This is a genomic window from Hymenobacter sp. J193 (assembly GCF_024700075.1).
GTDB lineage: Bacteria > Bacteroidota > Bacteroidia > Cytophagales > Hymenobacteraceae > Hymenobacter.
Map to the genome: position 1 here is coordinate 1,213,888 of NZ_JAJONE010000001.1, position 19,994 is coordinate 1,233,881.

Here is a 19,994-nt window from a genome sequence, read left to right on the forward strand (position 1 = left end):
ACAAACGAATATACGATGCAAATCAACCGGTGCAGGGTGCGCATCTGCTAACTTGCTCCCGTGAAACGCCGCATCATTTTACGTCTTCTGGCGGGCTTCGGCTTGTTGCTGCTGGTTCTGCTGGGGTTGGATTGGGCGTTTCCGCTGCCGCCCGCGCCGCAGTACTCGCCCATTGTGCTGGCAGCCGATGGCTCGGTGCTGCACGCCTACCTCAACCCCACCCAGAAGTGGCGGATGAAAACCGAGCTGCGCGAAATCACGCCGGTGCTGCGCAAGGCCATTATCGAGAAGGAAGACCGGTGGTTTCGGTGGCACTTCGGGGTGAACCCCGTGGCCCTGGTGCAGGCGGCCGGGCGCAACCTCTTCGGCAAGGGGCGCACTACGGGGGCCAGCACCATTACCATGCAGGTGGCGCGGCTGCTGGAGCCCAAGGAGCGCACCTTCGGCAACAAGCTGCTGGAAATGCTGCGCGCCACCCAGCTGGAAGCCCATTACAGCAAGGACGAGATTCTGCAGCTTTACCTGAACCTGGTGCCCTACGGCGGCAACGTGGAGGGAGTGAAGTCGGCGGCGCTGCTGTACTTCCAGCAAACGCCCGATTACCTTTCCCTGGCCCAGACCGTGACGCTGGCTATCATTCCCAACCGGCCCCGGGGGCTGATACTAGGCAAAAACAACGCGTCGGTGCTCCAGGAGCGCAACCGCTGGCTGCAGCGCTTCGGAGAGGCCGGGCTTTTTCCGAAAGACGACGTGGAAGATGCCCTGCTGGAGCCGCTGGACGTGCAGCGCCACGCCGCGCCGGTGCTGGCCCCGCACCTTTCGCGCCGGCTGGTGCGGCAGTTTCCGCGCCAGGCCATCATCCGCAGCAGCCTGCAGCGCAGCAAGCAAAGCAAGGCCGAAGACCTGACGCGCAACTACGTGCGCCGCCTCCGCGAGCTGGGCATCACGCAGGCTGCCGTGCTGGTAGTAAATAACCGCACCCGGCAGGTGGAAGCCTACGTGGGCTCGGCCGATTTCCGGGACTTCGCGGGCCAGGGCCAGAACGACGGCGTGGTGGCCGTCCGCTCCCCAGGCAGTACGCTCAAGCCGTTTCTGTACGCGCTGGCCATGGACCGCGGCCTCGTCACACCCAAGCAACTACTGCCCGACGTGCCCACCAACTTCCAGGGATACCGCCCCGAGAACTTCGACAAGCACTGCAACGGGGAGGTGACGCTGGAACGGGCCCTGGCTTTCTCACTCAACATCCCGGCCGTGCGCGTGCTCAACCAACTGGGTGTGCCCACCTTCACCGACAAGCTGCGGCAGGCTGGCTTTCAGAGCGTAACGCGCAACCGCGCCCGTTTAGGCCTCAGCAGTATTCTGGGCGGCTGTGGGGCCAGCCTGGAGGAGTTGACCAACCTTTACGTGACGCTGGCCGATGCGGGAAAGTACGCGCCGCTGAGCCTTGTATCGGCCCCGGCCAGCAAGCAAAAGGCGGTGCTACTTTCTGAAGCCTCCGCTTTTCTCACCACCGACATCCTGGCCCAGCTTACCCGACCCGACCTCCCGCTGGGCGCGGCCAGCAGCATGCGCCTGCCCAAAGTTGCCTGGAAAACCGGCACCAGCTACGGCCGCCGCGACGCCTGGAGCATTGGCTACAACCGGCAGTACACCATTGGCGTGTGGGTCGGCAACTTCAGCGGGCAGGGCAGCCCGGCCCTCACGGGTTCCGACGTGGCTACGCCCCTGCTGTTCGACCTCTTCAACACGCTGGCCTACAACTCGCCCAATGACTGGTTTGTGCCGCCCGCCGCGCTGGACTTCAGGCTGGTATGCGCCGAGAGCGGGCTGGTACCGGGTGAAAACTGCCCGAATCAGGTAATCGACTATTTCCTACCGGGCGTATCCAACGGGCTGCGCTGCCAGCATGTGCGGGAGGTACTGGTGTCGGCTGATGGGAGCTTTACGTACTGCCGCACCTGCGCCCCGGCGGCGGGCTACCGCCGGGAGTTGTACCCCAATCTGCTGCCCGAAGTGGCCGCTTACAAGCAAGACCAGGGCATTCCGTACCGGCGGCTGCCGCCCCACAACCCGCTGTGTCAGCTGGTGCGCGGCACCGAGCGGGCACCGACCATTACCTCCCCGGCTGCCAACACGGAGTACGTGCTCAACCGCCACGAGCAGCAGCAACTCTTACTTAGTTGCACTACGGATAATGAGGTGCGCCAGGTGCATTGGTACGTGAACGACAAGTTTCTGCGCACCGCCGCCGCCACCGAGCGGGTATTCTTCCGGCCCCAGCCCGGGCCGCTCAAAATCTCCTGTGCCGACGACCACGGCCGCAACACCGATGTGCTGGTGACCGTGACGGAACTGTAAGCCTACCAGCCGGCCTCTTGGCCCGCCCACCACACCTCGGTGCCGGCGGGCACGGGCGTGGCCTCGGCGTGAGTGAGCAGTAGCGCCCGGACGGTTGAGCTTTTAGTTGTTGCGGTGGTTTCTCTCGATACTTCCTCAACCGTGGCGGTGGCGGCTTCCGCATGCCCATCGGGGTAGCGAAGCTGCACGGCCAGGGCGCTGTATAAAGCCAGTTCGCTCAGGACCGATGACGGGTTTTCGGGGAGTAATAACACCCCCAAGCCCGGCAGGCTAAAACTTTTTTCCACGCGGAGCAGGCAGTGTTCCATCATGCCAGGTCATACGTAATTATTGCCATTTGCAGCACATTAGGCGGCCATTTTCATTATATCAACCCAATTATATATAACTAGCAGAAACCCGAACCCAACCGTTACTGGGGCCGTACTGGCATGGTGCTTGTAAAATCCCTTCCAGAATCAACAAGTACACCTCCGACCCTTAACAGCAATTTGTCATGAAAAAGATCAGCTGGATTTTCGCCCTCGTCATATTGTTCACCTCGGCTTTTGGTGAGTCTGCCCATGCGCAGGATAAAAGAAAGTAAGCCCGCAGGCTAAAGGTGCCATCATTGGTGGCCTGGGTGGTGCCGCGGCTGGTGCTGTCATTCATAAGCGCAACCGGGTTGTAGGGGGCGCAGTAGGTGGCGCCGCCGGTGCCGGCGTAGGCTATGTAATCGGGAAGCGCGTCGACAACAAGCGCAAGGCCGAAGCCGCCCGCGTAGCCGCTGCCAACCAGGCCGCCGCCGACCGCGCCGCTTACCGGGCCAGCGTAGCCAGCTCCAACCAGGCTAAAACCCGTACGGTAACTACCAAAACATCTTCGGCCGCGCCGGCTATGGCCCTGGCAGCTGGCGCTGGTGTAGGTGCCGCCATGCTCTACGATGCCAACGGCAACCCCGTACCCTACGGTGCCAGCGCCAATGGCCTCGCCTACCTGCCCAACGACTCATACGGTGACCGTGACTCGGCGTATCCCGATTCGCAGGTTCGTCGCAAGAGCTGGTAATCGGCTCAGCACCTTATTAATATCAAACCCAGGCCTGCGGGCCTGGGTTTTCTGGTTCTTTTCTCTTCCTTTCTCCCTCACCAACACCCTGTTCTCATGCGTTACTCCCTCCTGGCGGGCCTCGGTTTTGCCCTGCTGAGCGCCTGCACCCAAACCAAGAAAGAAGACACCGCCACGGCCGTCGACGTCCACGCCCTCAACCAGCAGTTCATTGGCGCCTGGAACAGCCGCAACACCACGCAACTCGACACCTTGCTCGCCGACGACGTGCAGTACCTGCAGGGCGAGTCGCACTTCAGCGGCAAGTCGGAGGTTTCCGATAAGTGGATCCGCGAAACCGTGGGCACCATCAACGACCTCAAGCTAAGCCCCGTGAGCTCCGGCAACGACGCCGCTACGGCCTATGAAGCCGGCACCTTTGAAGTGGAAGTAGTGCCCGAAGACCGCACCCAGCCCCGTGGCGTGGGCGAAGGAAACTTCATCCTGCTCTGGAAAAAGAACGCCAAAAACGCCTGGAAGCTCAGCTACGCCCAGCTCGAAGGCCTGCCGGTGCGAGTGAAGTAACGTCTGCCTCCTGGATTACAAACAACAAATGCCCCACTGGCTTGACCAGCGGGGCATTTGTTGTTTACGGAGGATGCTGCCAAGCCCTTTTGACACGCAAAGCGCATCTTCTTTTCTATCATACGCCGGATCATGCACCAGCATTATAATACCTGGATAGACTTGCTCGGCTGGTTTCAACTACGTGACCCGTTCTCAGAAGCTTTTTAAGTAGCAGGTAACAAGTCAAGCTAGCTAGGATAACACGCCTAACAGCAACCTTCCGCGCTGAAATCGGTTAGTAGGGGCTGTTTGGCCAGCCGCACCCGGCGGCGGCCGGCGGTATCTGCTTATGTCTTCTCCTATTCCTGCGGCGGGTTCTGTACCCGCCGAAAAGCTAAAGGACTCAACCACTCCCCACTCGCGTCCGGTCTGGTTTGGCTGATGTCCGTGACGTGCGGGCTGGTGGTGGCCAACATCTACTACAACCAGCCGCTGCTGGCCGAAATAGCCCGCGACTTCCGCCTTTCCGAAAGCCAGGCCAGCCTGGTAGCCACTATCACGCAGGTAGGCTACACGCTGGGTTTGCTGTTTGTGGTGCCGCTTGGCGACAAGCGCGAACGGAAAAGCCTGATTCTGGCGCTGCTGCTGTGCGCGGCCGTGTGGATGGCCGGCGCAGCTTTTGCCCCTACATTCCTCCTGCTGGCAGGAGCCAGCCTGCTGATCGGGCTGTTTTCGGCGGTGCCGCAGCTGCTGATTCCCATGGCGGCTTCGCTGGCCAGTGAGGAAGAACGGGGCCGTGTGGTGGGCCGCATCATGAGCGGGTTGCTGATTGGCGTGCTCCTCTCCCGCACCATCAGCGGCTACGTAGGGGCGCACTTCGGCTGGCGCACCATGTTCTGGGTGGGTGCCGCCGTGATGGTGCTTATTACAGCGGTGCTGGCCCGGATGCTCCCGCGCAACCAGCCGCACTTTCCCGGCAGCTACGGCAGCCTGCTTCGCTCTCTGGGCACCCTCATTCGCGACCTGCCGGTGCTGCGCCGCTCGGCGCTGGTGGGCCTGTGCTTGTTTGCCGGCTTCAGCGCCTTCTGGACTACGCTCGTGTTTTTCCTGGAAAGCCCCGCCTACCGCTACGGCAGCGAAGTAGCCGGCTTATTTGGCCTCATCGGAGCCAGCGGCGCCTTTGCCGCTTCCTTCGCCGGCAAATCCGCCGACCGCAAAGGGCCTGATTATGCTTTGAACCTGGGTGTGCTGTTGTTTATGAGTGCCTACGTGGTACTGGCTTTTGGCGGGCAGTACCTATTGGTGCTGGTGCTGGGTGTGCTGGTGCTGGACGTAGGTCAGCAGATGGCCCACATTTCCAATCAGGCCCGTATTTTCTCCCTGCTGCCCGAGGCTCGCAGCCGCCTCAACACCGTGTACATGACGGCCTGCTTTATCGGAGCTTCGCTGGGCTCCTTGCTGGGCGGGCAGGCCTGGGCGCTTTTCCACTGGTGGGGCGTGTGCGGGTTGGGCTTAAGCTTTGTAGTAGCGGCCTACCTGGCGAACCGCTGGTACGCCCGCTAGCCGGGCCGCCGCTGGCTACCCTCAGTTTCCTGAAAGCAAAAAGCCCTGACCAGTAATGGCCAGGGCTTTTTCACGATGATAGAGCAGATGAACTACCGGCTTATGACAAGGCGCTTGGTTACGGCTTCCTTATCGGTTACTACCCGAATCAGGTATACGCCATTAGCCAGCTCCGCTGCGTTCAGCTCCAGGGCTACCGGCTGGCTGCCGACCGCGCGGCCCGCGCCGATGGTGCGGAGTCGGGCTCCTTTCAGATCGTAGAGGATGGCCGTGTAGTTGCCGGCCTTCAGGGAAGTAAAGGAAATGACCGTGCGGCCCGCGCTGGGGTTGGGGTACACCGCTATGCTCGTAAGGCTACCGGGCTGCTTGCTGGCGGTAGTAGTGACGCAGCTGCTGCCTACCGTGTAGCTATGTGGGGTAGCAGCCGTGTTCTTTTCCGGCCCGCCGGCGCCTACCTGATACGTGAAGTACACGCTCGTGACAGTGCCGCTGGCAATGGGGCGGGTGAAAGTGAAGTCACCGGCGTCATTCTTGGCCATGGTGTAGCCGGGGTAAGCTCCTTCGGCGCCTTCCCGGATGTAAATCAGGGCCAGGGTGCCACCGGCCGTAGCGCCCAGCGGGTGGAAGGTGAAAGTCACGTTCTCACCCATGGTTTCGGCCTTGAAGCTGTACTCCTCCGTAGTGAAGCAATACCCCTCTGTGCCAGTGCTGCTGCCCGTTACCGTCACGCTCACGGCCGCCGAAGTGGTGGCCGCACCCTCGTTGTCGGTGGCTTTGGCGGTGAGGCTGTAGGTACCGGCCGCTACGCCCGTCCACTCATATGCGTACGGAGCCGAGGTGTCTTCGCCCAGCTTGGTCGTACCCTGGAAGAACTCCACTTTGCTCACGGTGCCATCGGTATCGGCCGCATCGGCGGTAATGGTGATGGTAGCCGGGGCCGTAAAGCTGGCCGAAGCCGCGGGCGCCGTGATGCTCACGCTAGGCGCCGAGTTGGTAGGCGTGGTGCCGCCGCAGTTCTGGCCTACGGTGTAGGTATGCGGGGTGGCAGCGGTGTTTTTCTCCGGGCCGCCGGCTCCTGCCTGGTACGTGAAGTAGAAGCTGGTAGCTACGCCATCAGCAATGGGGCGGGTAAAGGTGAAGTCGCCCGCGTCGTTTTTCGTCATGCCGTAGCCGGGATACGCGCCCGCGCCACCTTCCTGAATGTAGATGAGGGCGAGGTTGCCGCCGGCCGTAGCACCCAGCGGGTGGAAGGTGTACGTCACGCTGCCACCCTGGCTGAACACCTCGTAGCTGTAGTCGCCGCTGGTGGCGGTGCCGGTGCAGGCTACGGCTTTCACCGCCACGGCCACGGCCGCTGAGGTAGTCATGTTGCCATCGTTGTCGGTAGCCCGGGCGGTGAGGCTGTAGGTGCCGGCGGCCACGTTCTTCCACTCAAATGCGTACGGGGCCGAGGTGTCTTCGCCCAGCTTGGTGTCGCCATTATAGAACTCCACTTTGCTCACGGTGCCATTGGCATCCGCCGCCGTAGCCGTTAGCGTGATGGTCGTAGGAGCCGTGAACTTGTCGGTAGCCACGGGGCTGGTCAGTGTGACGGTTGGCTTCACCGGGTCAGCCACCGTGATGCTCACGGCGGTTGATGTCTTCACCGCGCCGCCGTTGTCGGTGGCTTTGGCCGTGAGGCTGTAGGTGCCGGCTGCCGCGCCCGTCCAGGTGTAGGTGTAGGGGCTGGTCATGTCGGTAGCCAGCAGCGTAGTGCCCTGGTAGAAATCTACCTTGTAGATGGAGCCATCCGTATCGGTAGCCGTAGCTGTGAGCGTGATGCTGGCGGGCGTGAGGTAGCTGGTTTTGTCGGTAGTCAGGCTCACGGCCGGCGCGGCGTTGTTGGGCGCGGCCACGAAAACCGTTACCGGCTTCGAGGTAGTCACAGCACCTTCGTTGTCGGTGGCCTTAGCCGTAAGCGTGTATATGCCGGCCGCGGCACCCGTCCAGGTGTAGGTGTAAGGAGCTGACGTGTCCTCGCCCAGCTTGGTGGCGCCTTGGTAGAACTCCACTTTCGCCACTGAGCCATTCTCGTCGGCGGCCGTGGCCGTGATGGTTACGCTGGCGGGCGTGGTGGCTATGGCATCGGCCGTAGGCGCGGTAATGGATACGGTAGGCGAAGGATTCGCCGCTACGCCCCCGCTCAGGCGCATGTCGTCAAAGTGGAAGTCGGCGTTGCTGGTGGCCGGGTCGCCGGCAAACATGAACAGGCTGGTCATGGAACCCAGGTCGATGTGCATGCCTACGTTGGGCTGGTTGAAGGCACTCAGCGGAATGGTTACCTCGTGCCAAGCGCCGTCGCGCACCAGCCCGTACTGAGTTGCGCCGCCCGCCGGGAAGTTGATCCAGCTTTCCCCGTGCCCGCTTTTCACCCCAATCTTGAACTGCCCTTTGTAGCTGCTCTTGAATTGGAATTTGAGCGCGCCGTTTTCAGCGAAATTGAGCATGTTCAGCGGAGCGTGGTCCACGCCCATGCCAAACCAGTTGCCGCTCGCGGCCCGCACGGCCAGCACCTCGCTGCCTTCGTAGGCCGCCGGGGCCGGGTCGATGTTGGTGAGGTTGTTCCAGTAGTACAGCTCCGCACCCTCGCCAAACTTCAACTTATCGGTGATGGATGCCTTCTCGGTGTAGATGCCGAACTCGCCGGCATAGGCATGCTCCTTGGCCAGGTACAACTCGTCGCTGGGGTTCTGGTAGAGCTTCAGGTAGTCCACCATCATTTTGGCAGGCAGCGGGGCCGTAATGCCGCCCACACTGGGAATACCCGTGTAGTTGCCGCCCACAGCCAGGTTCAACAGGATGTACTGCTGCTTGTGGAACTCCTCCATGTCGTTTTCCGTGGCTTTGGAAATGTCTACCACGAAGTACTGGGTGCCATCAATGTACATTTTGATGGCCTGGGCATCCCACACCATTTTGTACACGTGGTAGTCGTCGGTGAGGTCGGTGGTGCCTTTATAGGTCTGACCGTAGTCGGCCTGAGTACCCTTGTAGCTCCAGTGCACGGCCCCGCTGGTCCAGTTGTTCACGTTGCTGGGGTACGAAGCCTGCGCGCCCATTTCCATGATGTCGATTTCGCCGCTGGCGGGCCAGGTGCCGGTAGTGCCCAGCAGCCAGAACGCGGGCCAGAGGCCGTTTTTCAGGTTGGGCACTTTGATGCGGGCTTCGAGCGTGCCGTACTTGAACTGCACACGCCCAAAGGTTTTCAGACGGGCAGAAGTGAATTCCTTGTTCTGGAATTTCTCCTTGCGGGCCTCAATCACGAGGCTGCCGTTTTCGACGCGGGCATTTTCCGGGCGGCTCGTGTAATACTGCAGTTCCTGGTTGCCCCAGCCGCACACGCCCCGCTCGCACCCATCGCCGAAGTCGAAGGTCCAGGTTTCAGGGTTGATAGCGTTGCCGTCGAAGTTTTCTTCCCAAACCAGCGTCTGGGCATTGGTGGTAAGGGCGCTACCGAGCAGAGCCGCCCCCGCCAGCAGCGGGCGCGCCAGCCGGCGCCAGAGGTGGGCAGTAGTAGTCGTTTGGTTCATGCGTGGTGGGGATTAAGTAGATGAGTTGTCTTTCTGCAGTACCGGCCATAAGACCAGACTTATTTTCTTTTGATTCGGCGCCTTTTGAGAGCAGATTTCGTTTCCTGGCAGGGCTAGTGCTGATTCATTTTGAGTTGGTGAGGTCTGTTGCTTGCGCCTAAGGCGCAAACCTGAATTGGCTTGTAGGTTACCTTCACTCCTAATCAACTGCTATAGCTAGGCAAACAGAAGGGTTTACCCCTGCGGCGAACGTGTGCAGCAAGCGTATAAACAAGAAGGCTTACCGGGTTTTCTGCTTGGTTCATACCTCGTAAAATGGGGTCAAATGGCCAGAAAACCAATTTTTTTGCTTCTTCACCCTCCATCTTACCCAATCAGACAGACACAATAAAGCCCCACCCGGCAGTTATGAAACTACCCGGCGAGGCTTAAGGCAACTACGCTGCCGCCGACTTTAGGCCAGCCGGCTCAGGCAAACTTTCAGGCTGTCCCGCCAGTGCGGAATGGTCAGCCCCAAGGTTGTCTTCACTTTGGTTTTGTCCATCACCGAAAAAGCCGGGCGCGTGGCTTTGGTAGGGTACTCGGCTGTGCGGATGGGCACCACGCGGGTAGGCAGGCCGCCCAACTCAAAAATGGCCGCCGCGAAATCGTACCAGGACGTTACGCCCTCGTTGCTGTAGTGGTAGAGCCCGTAGGCCGTGCTGCCGCTCTCGATGATGTGCAGCAGGCAGCCGGCCAGGTCGATGGCATAGGTTGGCGTGCCAAGCTGGTCCCAGATAACGCGCATTTCTTCCCGCTCCCGGCCAAAGCGCAGCATCGTTTTCACAAAGTTGCCGGCGTACTCGGAGTACAGCCAGCTGGTGCGCAGAATAAAGTACTGGCTGGTGTGCCGCGGAATAACTTCCTCGCCTTCGAGCTTGGTGAGGCCGTACACGCTGATGGGCGCGGCTTCGTCGGTTTCCGAGAGAGGTTGGTTACTGGTGCCGGCAAACACGAAGTCGGTGGAAATGTGCAGCAGCGTGGCCCCAAACTCCCCGCACAGGCGGGCCAGGTTTTCAGCGCCGTCGCGGTTCACGCGGCGGGCCAGGTCTACCTCATCCTCGGCCTTATCCACGGCCGTATAGGCGGCGCAGTTGATGATGTAGGCAGGCTGGTATCGGGCAAAGGTTTCACGCAAAGCTCCAGGGTCCAGGATGTTGGCCTGCTCTTCGGGCAGAAATACGATATCCGCCAGGTTGCGCTGCTGCGCCACATATTGCAGGCATTGGCCCAGTTGGCCGCCGCCACCGAAAACAAGAGTAGAACCCATAGAATCAGGAAAGAGAGGAATGGGCGCAAATTACCCTTTTTCCTCCTCCGGATGCTCACCCGGCCCTATTGCCGGACTTCCAGGCTGCACCGGTCGCTTGTTGCGAATAGCCTCAAAGCGCTGTTCACGGGGCTGCTTTTCGCTGAGGTAGCGCCAGTAGCGCAACGGCATGTGGCGGCGGTGCAGCTTCAGGTTTTTGCGCTCCGGAATATTCACGTGGTCAAAATAGGCCTGCCAGAGCAGCTGAAACAGGGGCTCCCGCTCGTCCAGCACCGTAGCTGACACCGACGCGCTGTGCCGGGGCGAGGCAGTATCGAACTCCACCACGTCGGTGCGGTGCAGGTCGTAGTAGAGGCCATAGCGGCGGCGCCGGTCGTAAATCAGCCAGCGCTGGTCGGCGTAGCGGGTGCTGAAATGGGCGGCAATAAGCGGCAGCACGTCGAAATCGGGCTCGATGGTGGCGTGGAACAGACCATCCTGGGTTTTCTCGAAGCGCACGAAGGCCTCCATGCGGTGCTTTTCGCGGTACATCTGCTGGGCCAGGCGCTGCACGCGGCGCACATTGTCATCGGCATAGTTTTCCGAGATGTCGCGGCCGGCGCGCATAGCCAGATCGGCGTAGCGAAAAATCAGTAGTTCCCGGTCAGACGCTTCGCTCAGAAACACGTGAAACAGGCGCGTGCGGGCATCTTTATCCACATAGCGCAGCAGGTTTTTCCACACCCGCGCGGCCAGCGCCTCGTCGGTAACTACCGAGACGGGCTGCGCAAACAAGCCGCCCTGCACCGCGCCGTGGGGCTGAATGCTGTTGGGCGCGGCCTGGCGGTCATAGACTGTGAACAAGACCGTCAGCAGGCCCTCAAACGTGCCGTCGTAGGAGTAGTCGAGCGGAGCGTTGTGCAGACTCGGAGCATTCCTGCGTGGGTTGGCGGCGACGCTTGGCACTGGAACTGACGATTGAGACGCAGGCAGAAAACGAGGCATATGCAGCAGTTAGACAGATGGGGAATCTGGCAGCTCCGGCCCCAGGAACTCCAGCAGCAGCCGGTTTATTTCGGCGGGCTCTTCCTGATGCAGCCAGTGGGTAGCCTGCTCGAAGTACGTCAGCGTGGCCTGGTCGCAGTGGCGCAGGCTGAGTTGGGCCAGTTCCGGTTCCAGAAACACATCCTGCCGGCCCCAAAGCACCTGCACCGGAATGCTTACCCGCCCCGTACGCGTGGGTTGGCGCAAAGCGGCCCGATACCAGTTGATCATCCCCGTCAGCGCCCCCGGCTGCGCCCACGCAGCTACGTAGTGGCTCAGCTCCTCAGTCGGAAAAGTCCCCGGCCGGCTCGTGCCCCGCAGGCTGCCACGCCCAAACCGGAACCGCCGGCGCCGAAACAGCCACTCGGGCAGCCCGGGCAGCTGGAAGAAGAACACGTACCAGCTTTTAAGGAGCTGGCGCGGGGCCTGCCCCAGCACCTGCCCCAGTGCCTTAGGGTGCGGTACGTTCAGGATAACGGCCCGCGAAATCCGGTTGGAATGCTCTGCCGCCAGCCACCACGCCACAATGCCGCCCCAGTCATGCCCCACAATAGCGGCCTGCGCGTGCCCGGCCGCGTCGAGCAAGCCCAGCACGTCTTTGCCCAGCTCCGACAGACGGTAGGCCGCTACCTCCGTGGGTTTGTCGCTGAGATTGTAGCCGCGCTGGTCGGGAGCCCACACCCGGAAGCCCGCCGCGGCCAGGGCAGGCAGCTGGTGCCGCCAGCTGTACCAGAACTCGGGAAAGCCGTGCAGCAACACAACCAGCGGGCCGGCGGCGGGCCCGCATTGCACCACGTGCAGGGTGCGTCCGTTGGTGCGAACGTAGTGGTCCTCAAGTGGAAAAGTCATGCTCTGCCTACCCGGCCGCGCCCGGAAAGGTTATGCCAGGCGCCCCGCTACGCGGCCTGCTGCTCCTGGCGGGAGGCATTGGCCTGGGCGGCCCGCTGGTGCATCTGCCGCACCAGCGGCAGCAGTTCTGAGAGCTTGCAGCAGCACGCCAGACGCGCTACTTTTTCCGACTTAGCCATGTGAGTTGAAGCGGCCGACGCGTCGGCACCGCGGTGAGAAACAGTCATGATGATTGTTTTAAGTTGATTGTTGTTGGTTTTTAGGTTCGTAGCTGGTCGAAGGACTAGGCAAAGTCAAACACCAGCTAAGAAGCCTGGGCAAATAAATCGAGCTGTTGGGTGACAAGGGCCGAGCGGACAGAGCCGGCCCCGAACAGAATCTGGCGGCGGATGGCTTGCTCGTCCAGCTCCCGCCGCTCCAGGGCCTGGCCGCGGCAGGTGAGGAAGAACTTGGCCCGCTTGAGTACCACCCCGAACTTGTGCAGGTGGTCGAGGGTGAGCGGGGCAAAGCGCCGGGCGGCCACAATGCGCTTGGCCGAGCGGGCGCCCACGCCGGGAATGCGCAGAATCATTTCGTAGTCGGCCGTATTCACGTCCACCGGAAACACATGGCGGTTACGCAGGGCCCAGGCCAGCTTGGGGTCTATTTCCAGGTCGAGGAAAGGGTGCGCGGGGTCCAGAATTTCGTCGGCCTGGAAGCCGTAGAAGCGCATCAGCCAGTCTGTCTGGTAGAGGCGGTGCTCCCGGATCAGAGGCGGCTGCGTGACCTGCGGCAGGCGGGCATCGTCGGTGACGGGAATGTAGCCCGAGTAGTACACGCGCTTGAGGCCGTAGCCTTTATAGAGCGAGTCGGACAGGTTAATGATTTGCAGGTCGTTTTCCGCGGAAGCGCCCACGATGAGCTGGGTGCTCTGGCCGGCCGTGGCAAACTGCGGCACCTTCTTGAACAGGGACTTTTCTTCCTTGTTCTGAATGATGCCGTCCCGGATCTGCGCCATTGGCGTCAGGATTTCCTTGTAGTTTTTCTCGGGCGCCAGGGTGGTTAAGGCCATTTCCGAGGGTAGCTCGATGTTCACGCTCAGCCGGTCGGCATACAGGCCGGCCTCCTGAATCAGCTCCTCCGAGGCGCCCGGAATGGCTTTCACGTGGATGTAGCCGTTGAACTTATGCTCCGTGCGCAGCTTTTTGATGATGCGCACCAGCCGCTCCATGGTGTAGTCGGGCGAGGAAAAGATGCCCGAGCTCAGAAACAAGCCTTCGATGTAGTTGCGCCGGTAGAAATTCATAGTCAGGTCCACCACTTCATCCACCGTAAAGGCGGCGCGCTTCTGGTCGTTGGAGCGGCGCGACACGCAGTAGGCACAGTCGAAGATGCAGTGGTTGGTGAGCAGGATTTTCAGCAAGCTCACGCAGCGGCCGTCCTCAGTGTAGGAGTGGCAGATGCCCATGCCCTCGGCGTTGCCCAGGCCTTTGTCCACGTTTTTGCGCTTGCCGCCGCTGCTGGAGCACGATACGTCGTACTTCGCGGCGTCTGCCAAAATACTTAGCTTTTCCTGGATTCGCTCGTTCATCGGGGGCGGTTTCTGGGCTTAAAAATAGTCCTTTGCTCTTTGCTACGCAATAGAATACAAGGCTAATTTTTTTAGAATCGTTCCGTCGGTGCCACCAACTTTCCCGAGTACCAACCAGCCTTCGTGCCTTGGCTATGCCAACCTGGTTGGGCAACTTGCTGCTCTTCTGCTTACCCGCGCGCAGCAACCATGTGCATCAAAGCCGGCGAGGCTGTATCTTGCCCGATCTGCCGTGGGAATGCTATGAACTATGTGGCCTGGATTGGGGGAGTTTTGCTGGCGCTGGGCCTGGTGCGGCCCGCTGCGGCCCAGCAGCCCGTGCCCACGGCCGCGCCCGACACCATCAGCGAAACCCGCGCCGACTCCCTGCGCCGCCGCTTCGACGAGGAAAAGCTGCTCAACCAGCTCAAGGCCTATACCAAGCGCAAAACCATTGCCGGCAAAGCTGCAGCGGCGCTGTTCAACTTCACGGAGCGGCGCGAGGAAAAGGCCGGCCTCGATGCCGAGCTGCTAAACCGACAGTACGACCGGCACAATTACAAAATCGTGCGGCGCATCAATATCCGCACCCTCGACGCGTTTGGCTACCGCATCAACGACCCCAGCCGGGTGCCGCGCAACCTGCTGGAAAAAGGCGGCAACGCGCTGCACATCAAAACCTCCCGGGCGCGGGTGCGGCAGGTGCTGCTGTTTCGGCGCGGCGGCGAGCTGGAGCCCCAGGCGCTGTCGGAATCAGAGCGCCTGCTGCGCCAGACGGCCGAGCTGCTGGACGCCCGCGTGTTCGTGAACGAGCAAACCAGCTCCCGCGACAGTGTGGACATTGAGGTAGTAACCAAGGACGTGTTCAGCCTCAGCGGCTCGGTGCAGCTGCGCGACGTGGCGGCCGGCGTTATCGGGCTGCGCGACGTGAACTTCCTGGGCCAGGGCCACCAGTTTCGCAACCGCTACGAGTATGGCCGCAGTACCGATGGGCTGGAGGGCGCCCAGCCCTGGCGCTACGAGGGCAGCTATCTGGTGCCGTTCCGCTACTTTCTGAATGCCCAGGCCAACTACCTCAACGAAACCCGGCGCCGCCAGGGTGGCCTGCGCATCACCCGCGACTTTTACTCGATTACGACCAAGTACGCGGGCGCCCTTAGCTACGATTATTTTGATTTGCTGCCTTCCGTCAGCGGCTTGGGCACCCCGGAAGACCCGTACGTGTTCAAGCCCGTCACCTACCACGTGCAGGATATGTGGCTGGGCCGCTCCCTGCGCCTGAAAAGCTACGACCTGGGCTATGAAAACCCCGGCCGACTGATTGTGTCGGGCCGCTCGATTCGCACCGCCTACACCCGCAGCTACGACCCAATCCAGCGCGACAACGTGCTGCTGCTGGGTACGGTGGGCTACAGCGTGCGGCGCTATTATAAGGATACCTACCTGTTTGGCTTCGGGCGCACTGAGGACATCCCGACGGGCACCCTGGCTAGCCTCACGGCCGGCTACGAGTTCAATGGCGTGGATAACCGCCGCTACTACGGCCTGCAGCTGGCCGGGGCCGGCTACCATCCGCGCCGGGGCTACCTGTATATGCGCGGCGAGGTAAGCTCGTTTATCCAGGGCCGGCAGAACGACTGGCAGCAGGGCCTCATCAGCAGCGAAATCCTGTACTTCACCCGCCTCTACCACACTGGCAACTTCCAGTGGCGGCATTTCCTCTGGAACCGCTCCATCATTGGCGTAAACCGGCGGCTCGATGAGCGGCCCCTCTCGATTGAAGGAGAGCGGGGCTTGCGCGGCTTCACCTCCGATGGCAACCTGCGCGGCACCAGCCGCTTTGTGGTCAACTACGAAACCACCGTGTACACCCCGTTTTCGTTTCTGGGCTTCCGAGTGGCGGCGGTGGGCTTTCTGGACGCAGCCTGGCTGAATACCAAGCCGGGCCGGGCCCTGCCCTTCAGCGAGGCGCCGTATACCGGCATCGGCATCGGGCTGCGCTTCCGCAACGAGTACACCGTGCTGCGCACGTTCCAGTTGCTGCTGGGTTTTTACCCGCGCGGGCAGTACACCAACAACGGCCTGCGCATCTTCGAAAACGCCCGCCCCTACTACGATTTCAGCGGCTTCACTTTCGGGCAGCCGGGCATTACGCGGTACGAGTAGGGGCCGACGCCCGCGTAATGCCTTTTGGCGCCTGTGCAACGTCTGCTGGTTTGCCCGCTGGCAGGTCGGCGGCTTGTTTGACATTCCTCTACCTTTGCGTTGGGGCCGGAATCAGACTACGGCTCTGTTTTCCGCGTAATTCCTACCCTTATGCAACTCGGCGATTTTAACGACCTGGAAGTAGCCCGCGAAGTTGATTTCGGGATGTACCTGACCTCCGACGACGGCGACCTGCTGCTGCCGCGCAAGTACATTCCCGAAGGCACCCGCGTAGGTGACGTAGTGCGCGTGTTTGTGTACCGCGACTCGGAAGACCGGCTGATTGCCACCAACCTGGAGCCCTACGCCCGCGTGGGCCAGTTTGCGGCCCTGAGCGTGCGCGACGTGACGCCCACCGGCGCCTACCTCGACTGGGGCCTGGAAAAAGACTTGCTGCTGCCCTACCGCAACCAGCGTCGCAACCTGCGCCCCGGCGAGCGAACCACGGTGTTTGTGTACCTCGACGAAACCACGGACCGCATTGTGGCCTCGGCCAAGTGGGAGTGGTTTCTCAGCGACCAGCCCTACCCTGGTAAGGAGGGCGACGCCGCCGACCTGTTCGTGGCCGAGGAAACCGACCTCGGCTACAAAGTCATTGTAGATGGTACCCACCAGGGCTTGCTTTACCACAACGAAGTGTTCAAGCCCCTGCGCCTGGGCGACGTGCACACCGGCTACGTGCGCCGCGTGCGGCCCGATGGCAAGCTGGATTTGAGCCTGCAGAAACCCGGGTTCGATGAGGCCCTGGATGTGGCCGAGCAGCTGCTGACGGCGCTTCGCCAGGCTGGCGGTACGCTCCCACTGTCCGATAAAAGCGAGCCGGACGACATCTACCGCCGCCTGGGCATCAGCAAAAAGGTGTTCAAAAAGGCGTTGGGCACCCTCTACAAGCGCGGGCTGGTTCAGCTTTTCCCCGAGCATACCCAGCTGGTAGCCGAGAGCTAAATTAGCAGGCGGCTATGTAGCCCCGCGCGGCTTTTTTGCGTAAGGACGGCCGGTAGCCTGGTAGGTTTCCGGTTGTTGCTCTTGCCATGAAAATTCAGAAAACCGCCCTTATTGCCGGCGCCAGCGGCCTGGTAGGCCAGCACCTGTTGCCCTTGCTGCTGGCCAGCGACCGGTACTCCAAAGTCATTGCGGTAGGCCGGCGGGCGCTGCCGCTGGTGCACCCCAAGCTGGAGCAGCGCGTGGTAGACTTCGACCACCTGGAGGAGCACCGCCTGCGCCTGATTGCCGACGACGTGTACTGCTGCCTGGGCACCACCATCCGGCAGGCCGGCTCCAAAGAGGCCTTTTACAAGGTCGATTACCTGTACGTGGTGAAGCTGGCGGCCCTCACGGCGGCTAATTTTGCGGCCCAGCTGATGGTAGTATCGGCTATGGGTGCCGACGCGGACTCGCGCTTTTACTACAACCGGGTGAAGGGCGAAATGGAGGCGGCCGTGCGCCAGACCCCGTTTCGAGCCATTCACCTCTTCCGGCCTTCCCTGCTGCTTGGTGAGCGAACCGAAAAGCGCCTCGGCGAGCAGGTAGGCGCCGTGGTGCTGGCCCTGGTAAAGCCCCTGCTGGTAGGGCCGTTGCGCAAGTACCGGGCCGTGTCGGCCGAGGCGGTGGCGCAGGCTATGCTGGGCGCCGCCGGGCAGGATGGAGGCGGTAGCCGGGTGTATCTGTCGGACGAAATTGCCCGCGGCATCCGGGCCGATGGCTGAGGCAGCTGGCTGGTTGGCGGGTCGGGTGTTACCTTTGTGGTTCACCAGTTCGTTTATTTCCTCCTAGTGCGCATGAAAAAGAATGTAGTGGTTGCCCTACTGATGCTGCTGTTAGCCAGCACCAGCACCTGGGCCCAGAAAAAGGCAGTGACGGTGGCGCCGGCTACGGCACCGGCGTAGGCCTGCGGGCCGGCGGCTATTCCTCGGGCCTCACCCTGAAACACTTTCTGACCGGCAAGAACGGCGTAGCCCTCGAAGCCCTCGTTACCACCGAGTATAAGGCCAAAGGTGCCCGTCTCACGCTGCTGCTCGAAAAGCAGAACGCCATCAAGGACATAAAAGGCCTGGCTTACTACTATGGAGCCGGTGCCCACGTGGGCGCCTACCGGGGGCGCTACTATTATGATGAAGTGCGCTACTACAAGCACAAGGGCCGCACCTACTACTACACGCGGTATTACAACGATGATGCACGCTACGTAGCCGCCGGCGCCGACCTGATTCTGGGCCTGGAGTACAAGATGCCTGACCTGCCCTTCGTGCTGGGCGTCGACTACAAGCCCTTCTTCGAGGTGTTTGATGGCAACGCAGGCGTGTACCATGACGCGGCCCTGAGTTTGCGCATTATTCTGTAGCCTCCCGGCGACAACGCAGCCAGCCGAAACCGGCGGTGGGCCTTCGGGTCTGCCGCCGGTTTTTTTATGGACTCCTGGTTGGCTTGCAGCGGGGCTTCACTTCAATATGTGAGGCGCGGGAATGCATGCCCCGGGCTTGAGCCGCCACTCCACATACTTATGTGATTGTGCTGCGCATGTACCAGCCAGACCTTTGTGTTGCTGGTGCCGCTGCTTCCCCGCACGGCCCGGCCTCCGCCCTGTCACCCTTCTTTTTCTGCTATGAAAACGCTTCGACTCTTTTTGATGGCCGTTGTGTGCGGCCTCGCAGCCACTACCGCGCAGGCGCAACACAAGGCCCAGGCCTACCTGCGCCGCGCACTGCCTGCGGCGCTCCACAGTGCTGTGCAGCTACCCACCCGTACGCCCTGGCACGAAAAGCAGGCCGTGCAGGCCAAAACCACCGTGTACCGCCCGGGCCAGTCGGTGGCCTATGCCTGGAACGAGGAAGAAGAAAAATGGGAAGATGCCCAAATGGCCGCCTTCACCTACGATGCCCAGGCCCGCCCTTCACAGATTGTATATTCTGACTCCGTTAGCAAAATTCCGCTGATGCGCCAGGGCTACACCTTCGACGCGCAGGGCCGGCCAATGATCCTGAAGATCGAAGTCTGGCTGGGCACGAAGTGGAGCAACGCCTCCCAGCTTCTTTTTGGGTATGATGCCCACGGCGACCTGACCTCGTTTGCGACGGAGGACTGGGCAGGTACAGCCTGGGTACCCGCGCAAAGCTCCCGCTTTATTATCACCCGCAACGCTCAGGGCCTGAGGCAGGAAGTGGTGGAAGAAGAATCGAAGAAGAACGGCCCATACACCAAGGCTACCCGCGAGGTATATACCATCAGCAACGGCCGCTATACCGACGTTACGTACCAGTTCTGGCACAACAACGCCTGGGTAAATGAAAGCCGGGAGCGGAACTTTGCCTGGGCCAACTGGGCCACGCTCACGCCGGCCTCCTACGAGGAGCAGGAGTGGGAAAACAACGGCTGGAAAGACGTTTTACGCCACATCTTCACCTACGCCGGCAATGGCGGCAGCACTGAAACCCTGCAGATCCGCGAAAACAACGCCTGGGTGAACGATTCGCAGGAGTCGTTTCTGTTCGACAGCTTTGGCAACGAAGCCGGCCAACGTGAAGAGTTCTGGAACGGCACCGCGTGGGAAGTTTCCTCGGAAACCCGCCAGGTGCTCACGTATGGCCCCAACAACCGCGTGCTGCGCTCCGTAGAGCAGGACCTTGATCTGAGCGACGACTCGTTCGATAACAGCAGCCGTACCAATCACAGCGCTTTCCAGTCGTTTGTCATTACCGCCAGCCACCCTGCCACCCGTACGCACAGTGGCAGCGTATACCCCAACCCCGCCACCGAGAGCGTAACGCTGGCCGTGAGCGGCCTGCGGGAAACGGCGCCTATGCAAACAGAGCTGCTCAATAGCCTGGGCCAGGTAGTGCGCACCCTGACCCTGCAGCCTAACCAGGGCAGCATCCGCCAGCGGGTGGATGTGCGGGGCCTGCAGGCCGGGCTGTACACCATACGGCTGCACACCACAGAAGGGTCCCTGGCCTATCCGCTTATCAAGCGTTAATAG

At 61.5% G+C, this 19,994-nt stretch carries 18 protein-coding genes; 9 read left to right on the top strand and 9 right to left on the bottom strand.

The features are described 5' to 3' along the window. Positions 1-60: 60 nt before the first annotated feature. The gene (gene pbpC / locus LRS06_RS05230) at positions 61-2,361 is read left to right on the top strand and encodes a penicillin-binding protein 1C (protein ID WP_257870513.1); all 2,301 of its coding nucleotides are present in this window, start codon (positions 61-63) and stop codon (positions 2,359-2,361) included. Positions 2,362-2,363: 2 nt separating this feature from the next. Here the strand turns inward: pbpC and LRS06_RS05235 are convergent, their stop codons facing one another. Both LRS06_RS05235 and LRS06_RS05240 read right to left on the bottom strand, forming a co-directional pair. After that, positions 2,364-2,648: a hypothetical protein gene (locus tag LRS06_RS05235; protein ID WP_257870514.1), complete on the bottom strand. Its 285-nt coding sequence runs from the start codon at positions 2,646-2,648 to the stop codon at positions 2,364-2,366. A gap of 193 nt (positions 2,649-2,841) precedes the next feature. Then, a complete protein-coding gene (locus LRS06_RS05240) occupies positions 2,842-3,012 on the bottom strand; it encodes a hypothetical protein (protein ID WP_257870515.1) in 171 nt (56 codons plus the stop codon). Positions 3,013-3,237: 225 nt separating this feature from the next. Between LRS06_RS05240 and LRS06_RS05245 the strand changes: the two genes are divergently transcribed. The 3 genes from LRS06_RS05245 (at position 3,238) to LRS06_RS05255 (ending at position 5,517) form a co-directional block, all read left to right on the top strand. Next, positions 3,238-3,408, top strand: coding sequence for a hypothetical protein (locus tag LRS06_RS05245; protein WP_257870516.1), 171 nt, complete (start codon positions 3,238-3,240; stop codon positions 3,406-3,408). A 96-nt stretch (positions 3,409-3,504) separates the two neighbouring features. Next, positions 3,505-3,972: a nuclear transport factor 2 family protein gene (locus LRS06_RS05250; RefSeq protein WP_257870517.1), complete on the top strand. Its 468-nt coding sequence runs from the start codon at positions 3,505-3,507 to the stop codon at positions 3,970-3,972. A 423-nt stretch (positions 3,973-4,395) separates the two neighbouring features. Then, entirely contained in the window at positions 4,396-5,517 is a 1,122-nt protein-coding gene (locus LRS06_RS05255) for an MFS transporter (protein ID WP_257870518.1), read from the top strand. Between the two features lie 92 nt (positions 5,518-5,609). Here the strand turns inward: LRS06_RS05255 and LRS06_RS05260 are convergent, their stop codons facing one another. The 6 genes from LRS06_RS05260 to LRS06_RS05285 form a co-directional block, all read right to left on the bottom strand. Then, positions 5,610-9,086 (bottom strand): Ig-like domain-containing protein, encoded by a 3,477-nt coding sequence (locus LRS06_RS05260; protein ID WP_257870519.1) that lies wholly within the window; start codon positions 9,084-9,086, stop codon positions 5,610-5,612. A 454-nt stretch (positions 9,087-9,540) separates the two neighbouring features. Beyond that, positions 9,541-10,395, bottom strand: a complete 855-nt coding sequence (gene rfbD / locus LRS06_RS05265; protein WP_257870520.1) for a dTDP-4-dehydrorhamnose reductase — start codon at positions 10,393-10,395, stop codon at positions 9,541-9,543. Positions 10,396-10,425: 30 nt separating this feature from the next. Continuing rightward, entirely contained in the window at positions 10,426-11,379 is a 954-nt protein-coding gene (locus LRS06_RS05270) for a TIGR03915 family putative DNA repair protein (protein ID WP_257870521.1), read from the bottom strand. A gap of 9 nt (positions 11,380-11,388) precedes the next feature. After that, positions 11,389-12,267 carry an alpha/beta fold hydrolase gene (locus LRS06_RS05275; protein WP_257870522.1) on the bottom strand — a complete coding sequence of 293 codons (879 nt, stop codon included), beginning with the start codon at positions 12,265-12,267 and terminating at the stop codon, positions 11,389-11,391. 47 nt (positions 12,268-12,314) lie between these two features. Further along, entirely contained in the window at positions 12,315-12,494 is a 180-nt protein-coding gene (locus LRS06_RS05280; protein WP_257870523.1) for a hypothetical protein, read from the bottom strand. A gap of 77 nt (positions 12,495-12,571) precedes the next feature. Beyond that, positions 12,572-13,837 (bottom strand): putative DNA modification/repair radical SAM protein, encoded by a 1,266-nt coding sequence (locus tag LRS06_RS05285; RefSeq protein WP_257870524.1) that lies wholly within the window; start codon positions 13,835-13,837, stop codon positions 12,572-12,574. A gap of 243 nt (positions 13,838-14,080) precedes the next feature. Here LRS06_RS05285 and LRS06_RS05290 point away from each other — a divergent pair, with 243 nt between their 5' ends. The 3 genes from LRS06_RS05290 (at position 14,081) to LRS06_RS05300 (ending at position 17,727) form a co-directional block, all read left to right on the top strand. Then, a complete protein-coding gene (locus LRS06_RS05290; RefSeq protein WP_257870525.1) occupies positions 14,081-15,982 on the top strand; it encodes a hypothetical protein in 1,902 nt (633 codons plus the stop codon). 150 nt (positions 15,983-16,132) lie between these two features. Next, positions 16,133-16,966, top strand: a complete 834-nt coding sequence (locus LRS06_RS05295; RefSeq protein ID WP_257870526.1) for a S1 RNA-binding domain-containing protein — start codon at positions 16,133-16,135, stop codon at positions 16,964-16,966. Between the two features lie 86 nt (positions 16,967-17,052). Further along, on the top strand, positions 17,053-17,727 hold the full coding sequence (locus LRS06_RS05300) for an NAD-dependent epimerase/dehydratase family protein (protein WP_257870527.1): 675 nt from the start codon (positions 17,053-17,055) through the stop codon (positions 17,725-17,727). Between the two features lie 53 nt (positions 17,728-17,780). On the opposite strand, the gene LRS06_RS05305 is transcribed toward LRS06_RS05300, so the two are convergent. Then, on the bottom strand, positions 17,781-18,155 hold the full coding sequence (locus tag LRS06_RS05305) for a hypothetical protein (protein ID WP_257870528.1): 375 nt from the start codon (positions 18,153-18,155) through the stop codon (positions 17,781-17,783). Between LRS06_RS05305 and LRS06_RS05310 the strand changes: the two genes are divergently transcribed. Continuing rightward, positions 18,138-18,362 carry a hypothetical protein gene (locus tag LRS06_RS05310; RefSeq protein ID WP_257870529.1) on the top strand — a complete coding sequence of 75 codons (225 nt, stop codon included), beginning with the start codon at positions 18,138-18,140 and terminating at the stop codon, positions 18,360-18,362. The two genes, LRS06_RS05305 and LRS06_RS05310, sit on opposite strands and share 18 nt — an antisense overlap. A 261-nt stretch (positions 18,363-18,623) precedes the next feature. Further along, positions 18,624-19,991 carry a T9SS type A sorting domain-containing protein gene (locus LRS06_RS05315; protein WP_257870530.1) on the top strand — a complete coding sequence of 456 codons (1,368 nt, stop codon included), beginning with the start codon at positions 18,624-18,626 and terminating at the stop codon, positions 19,989-19,991. Positions 19,992-19,994: the final 3 nt, after the last annotated feature.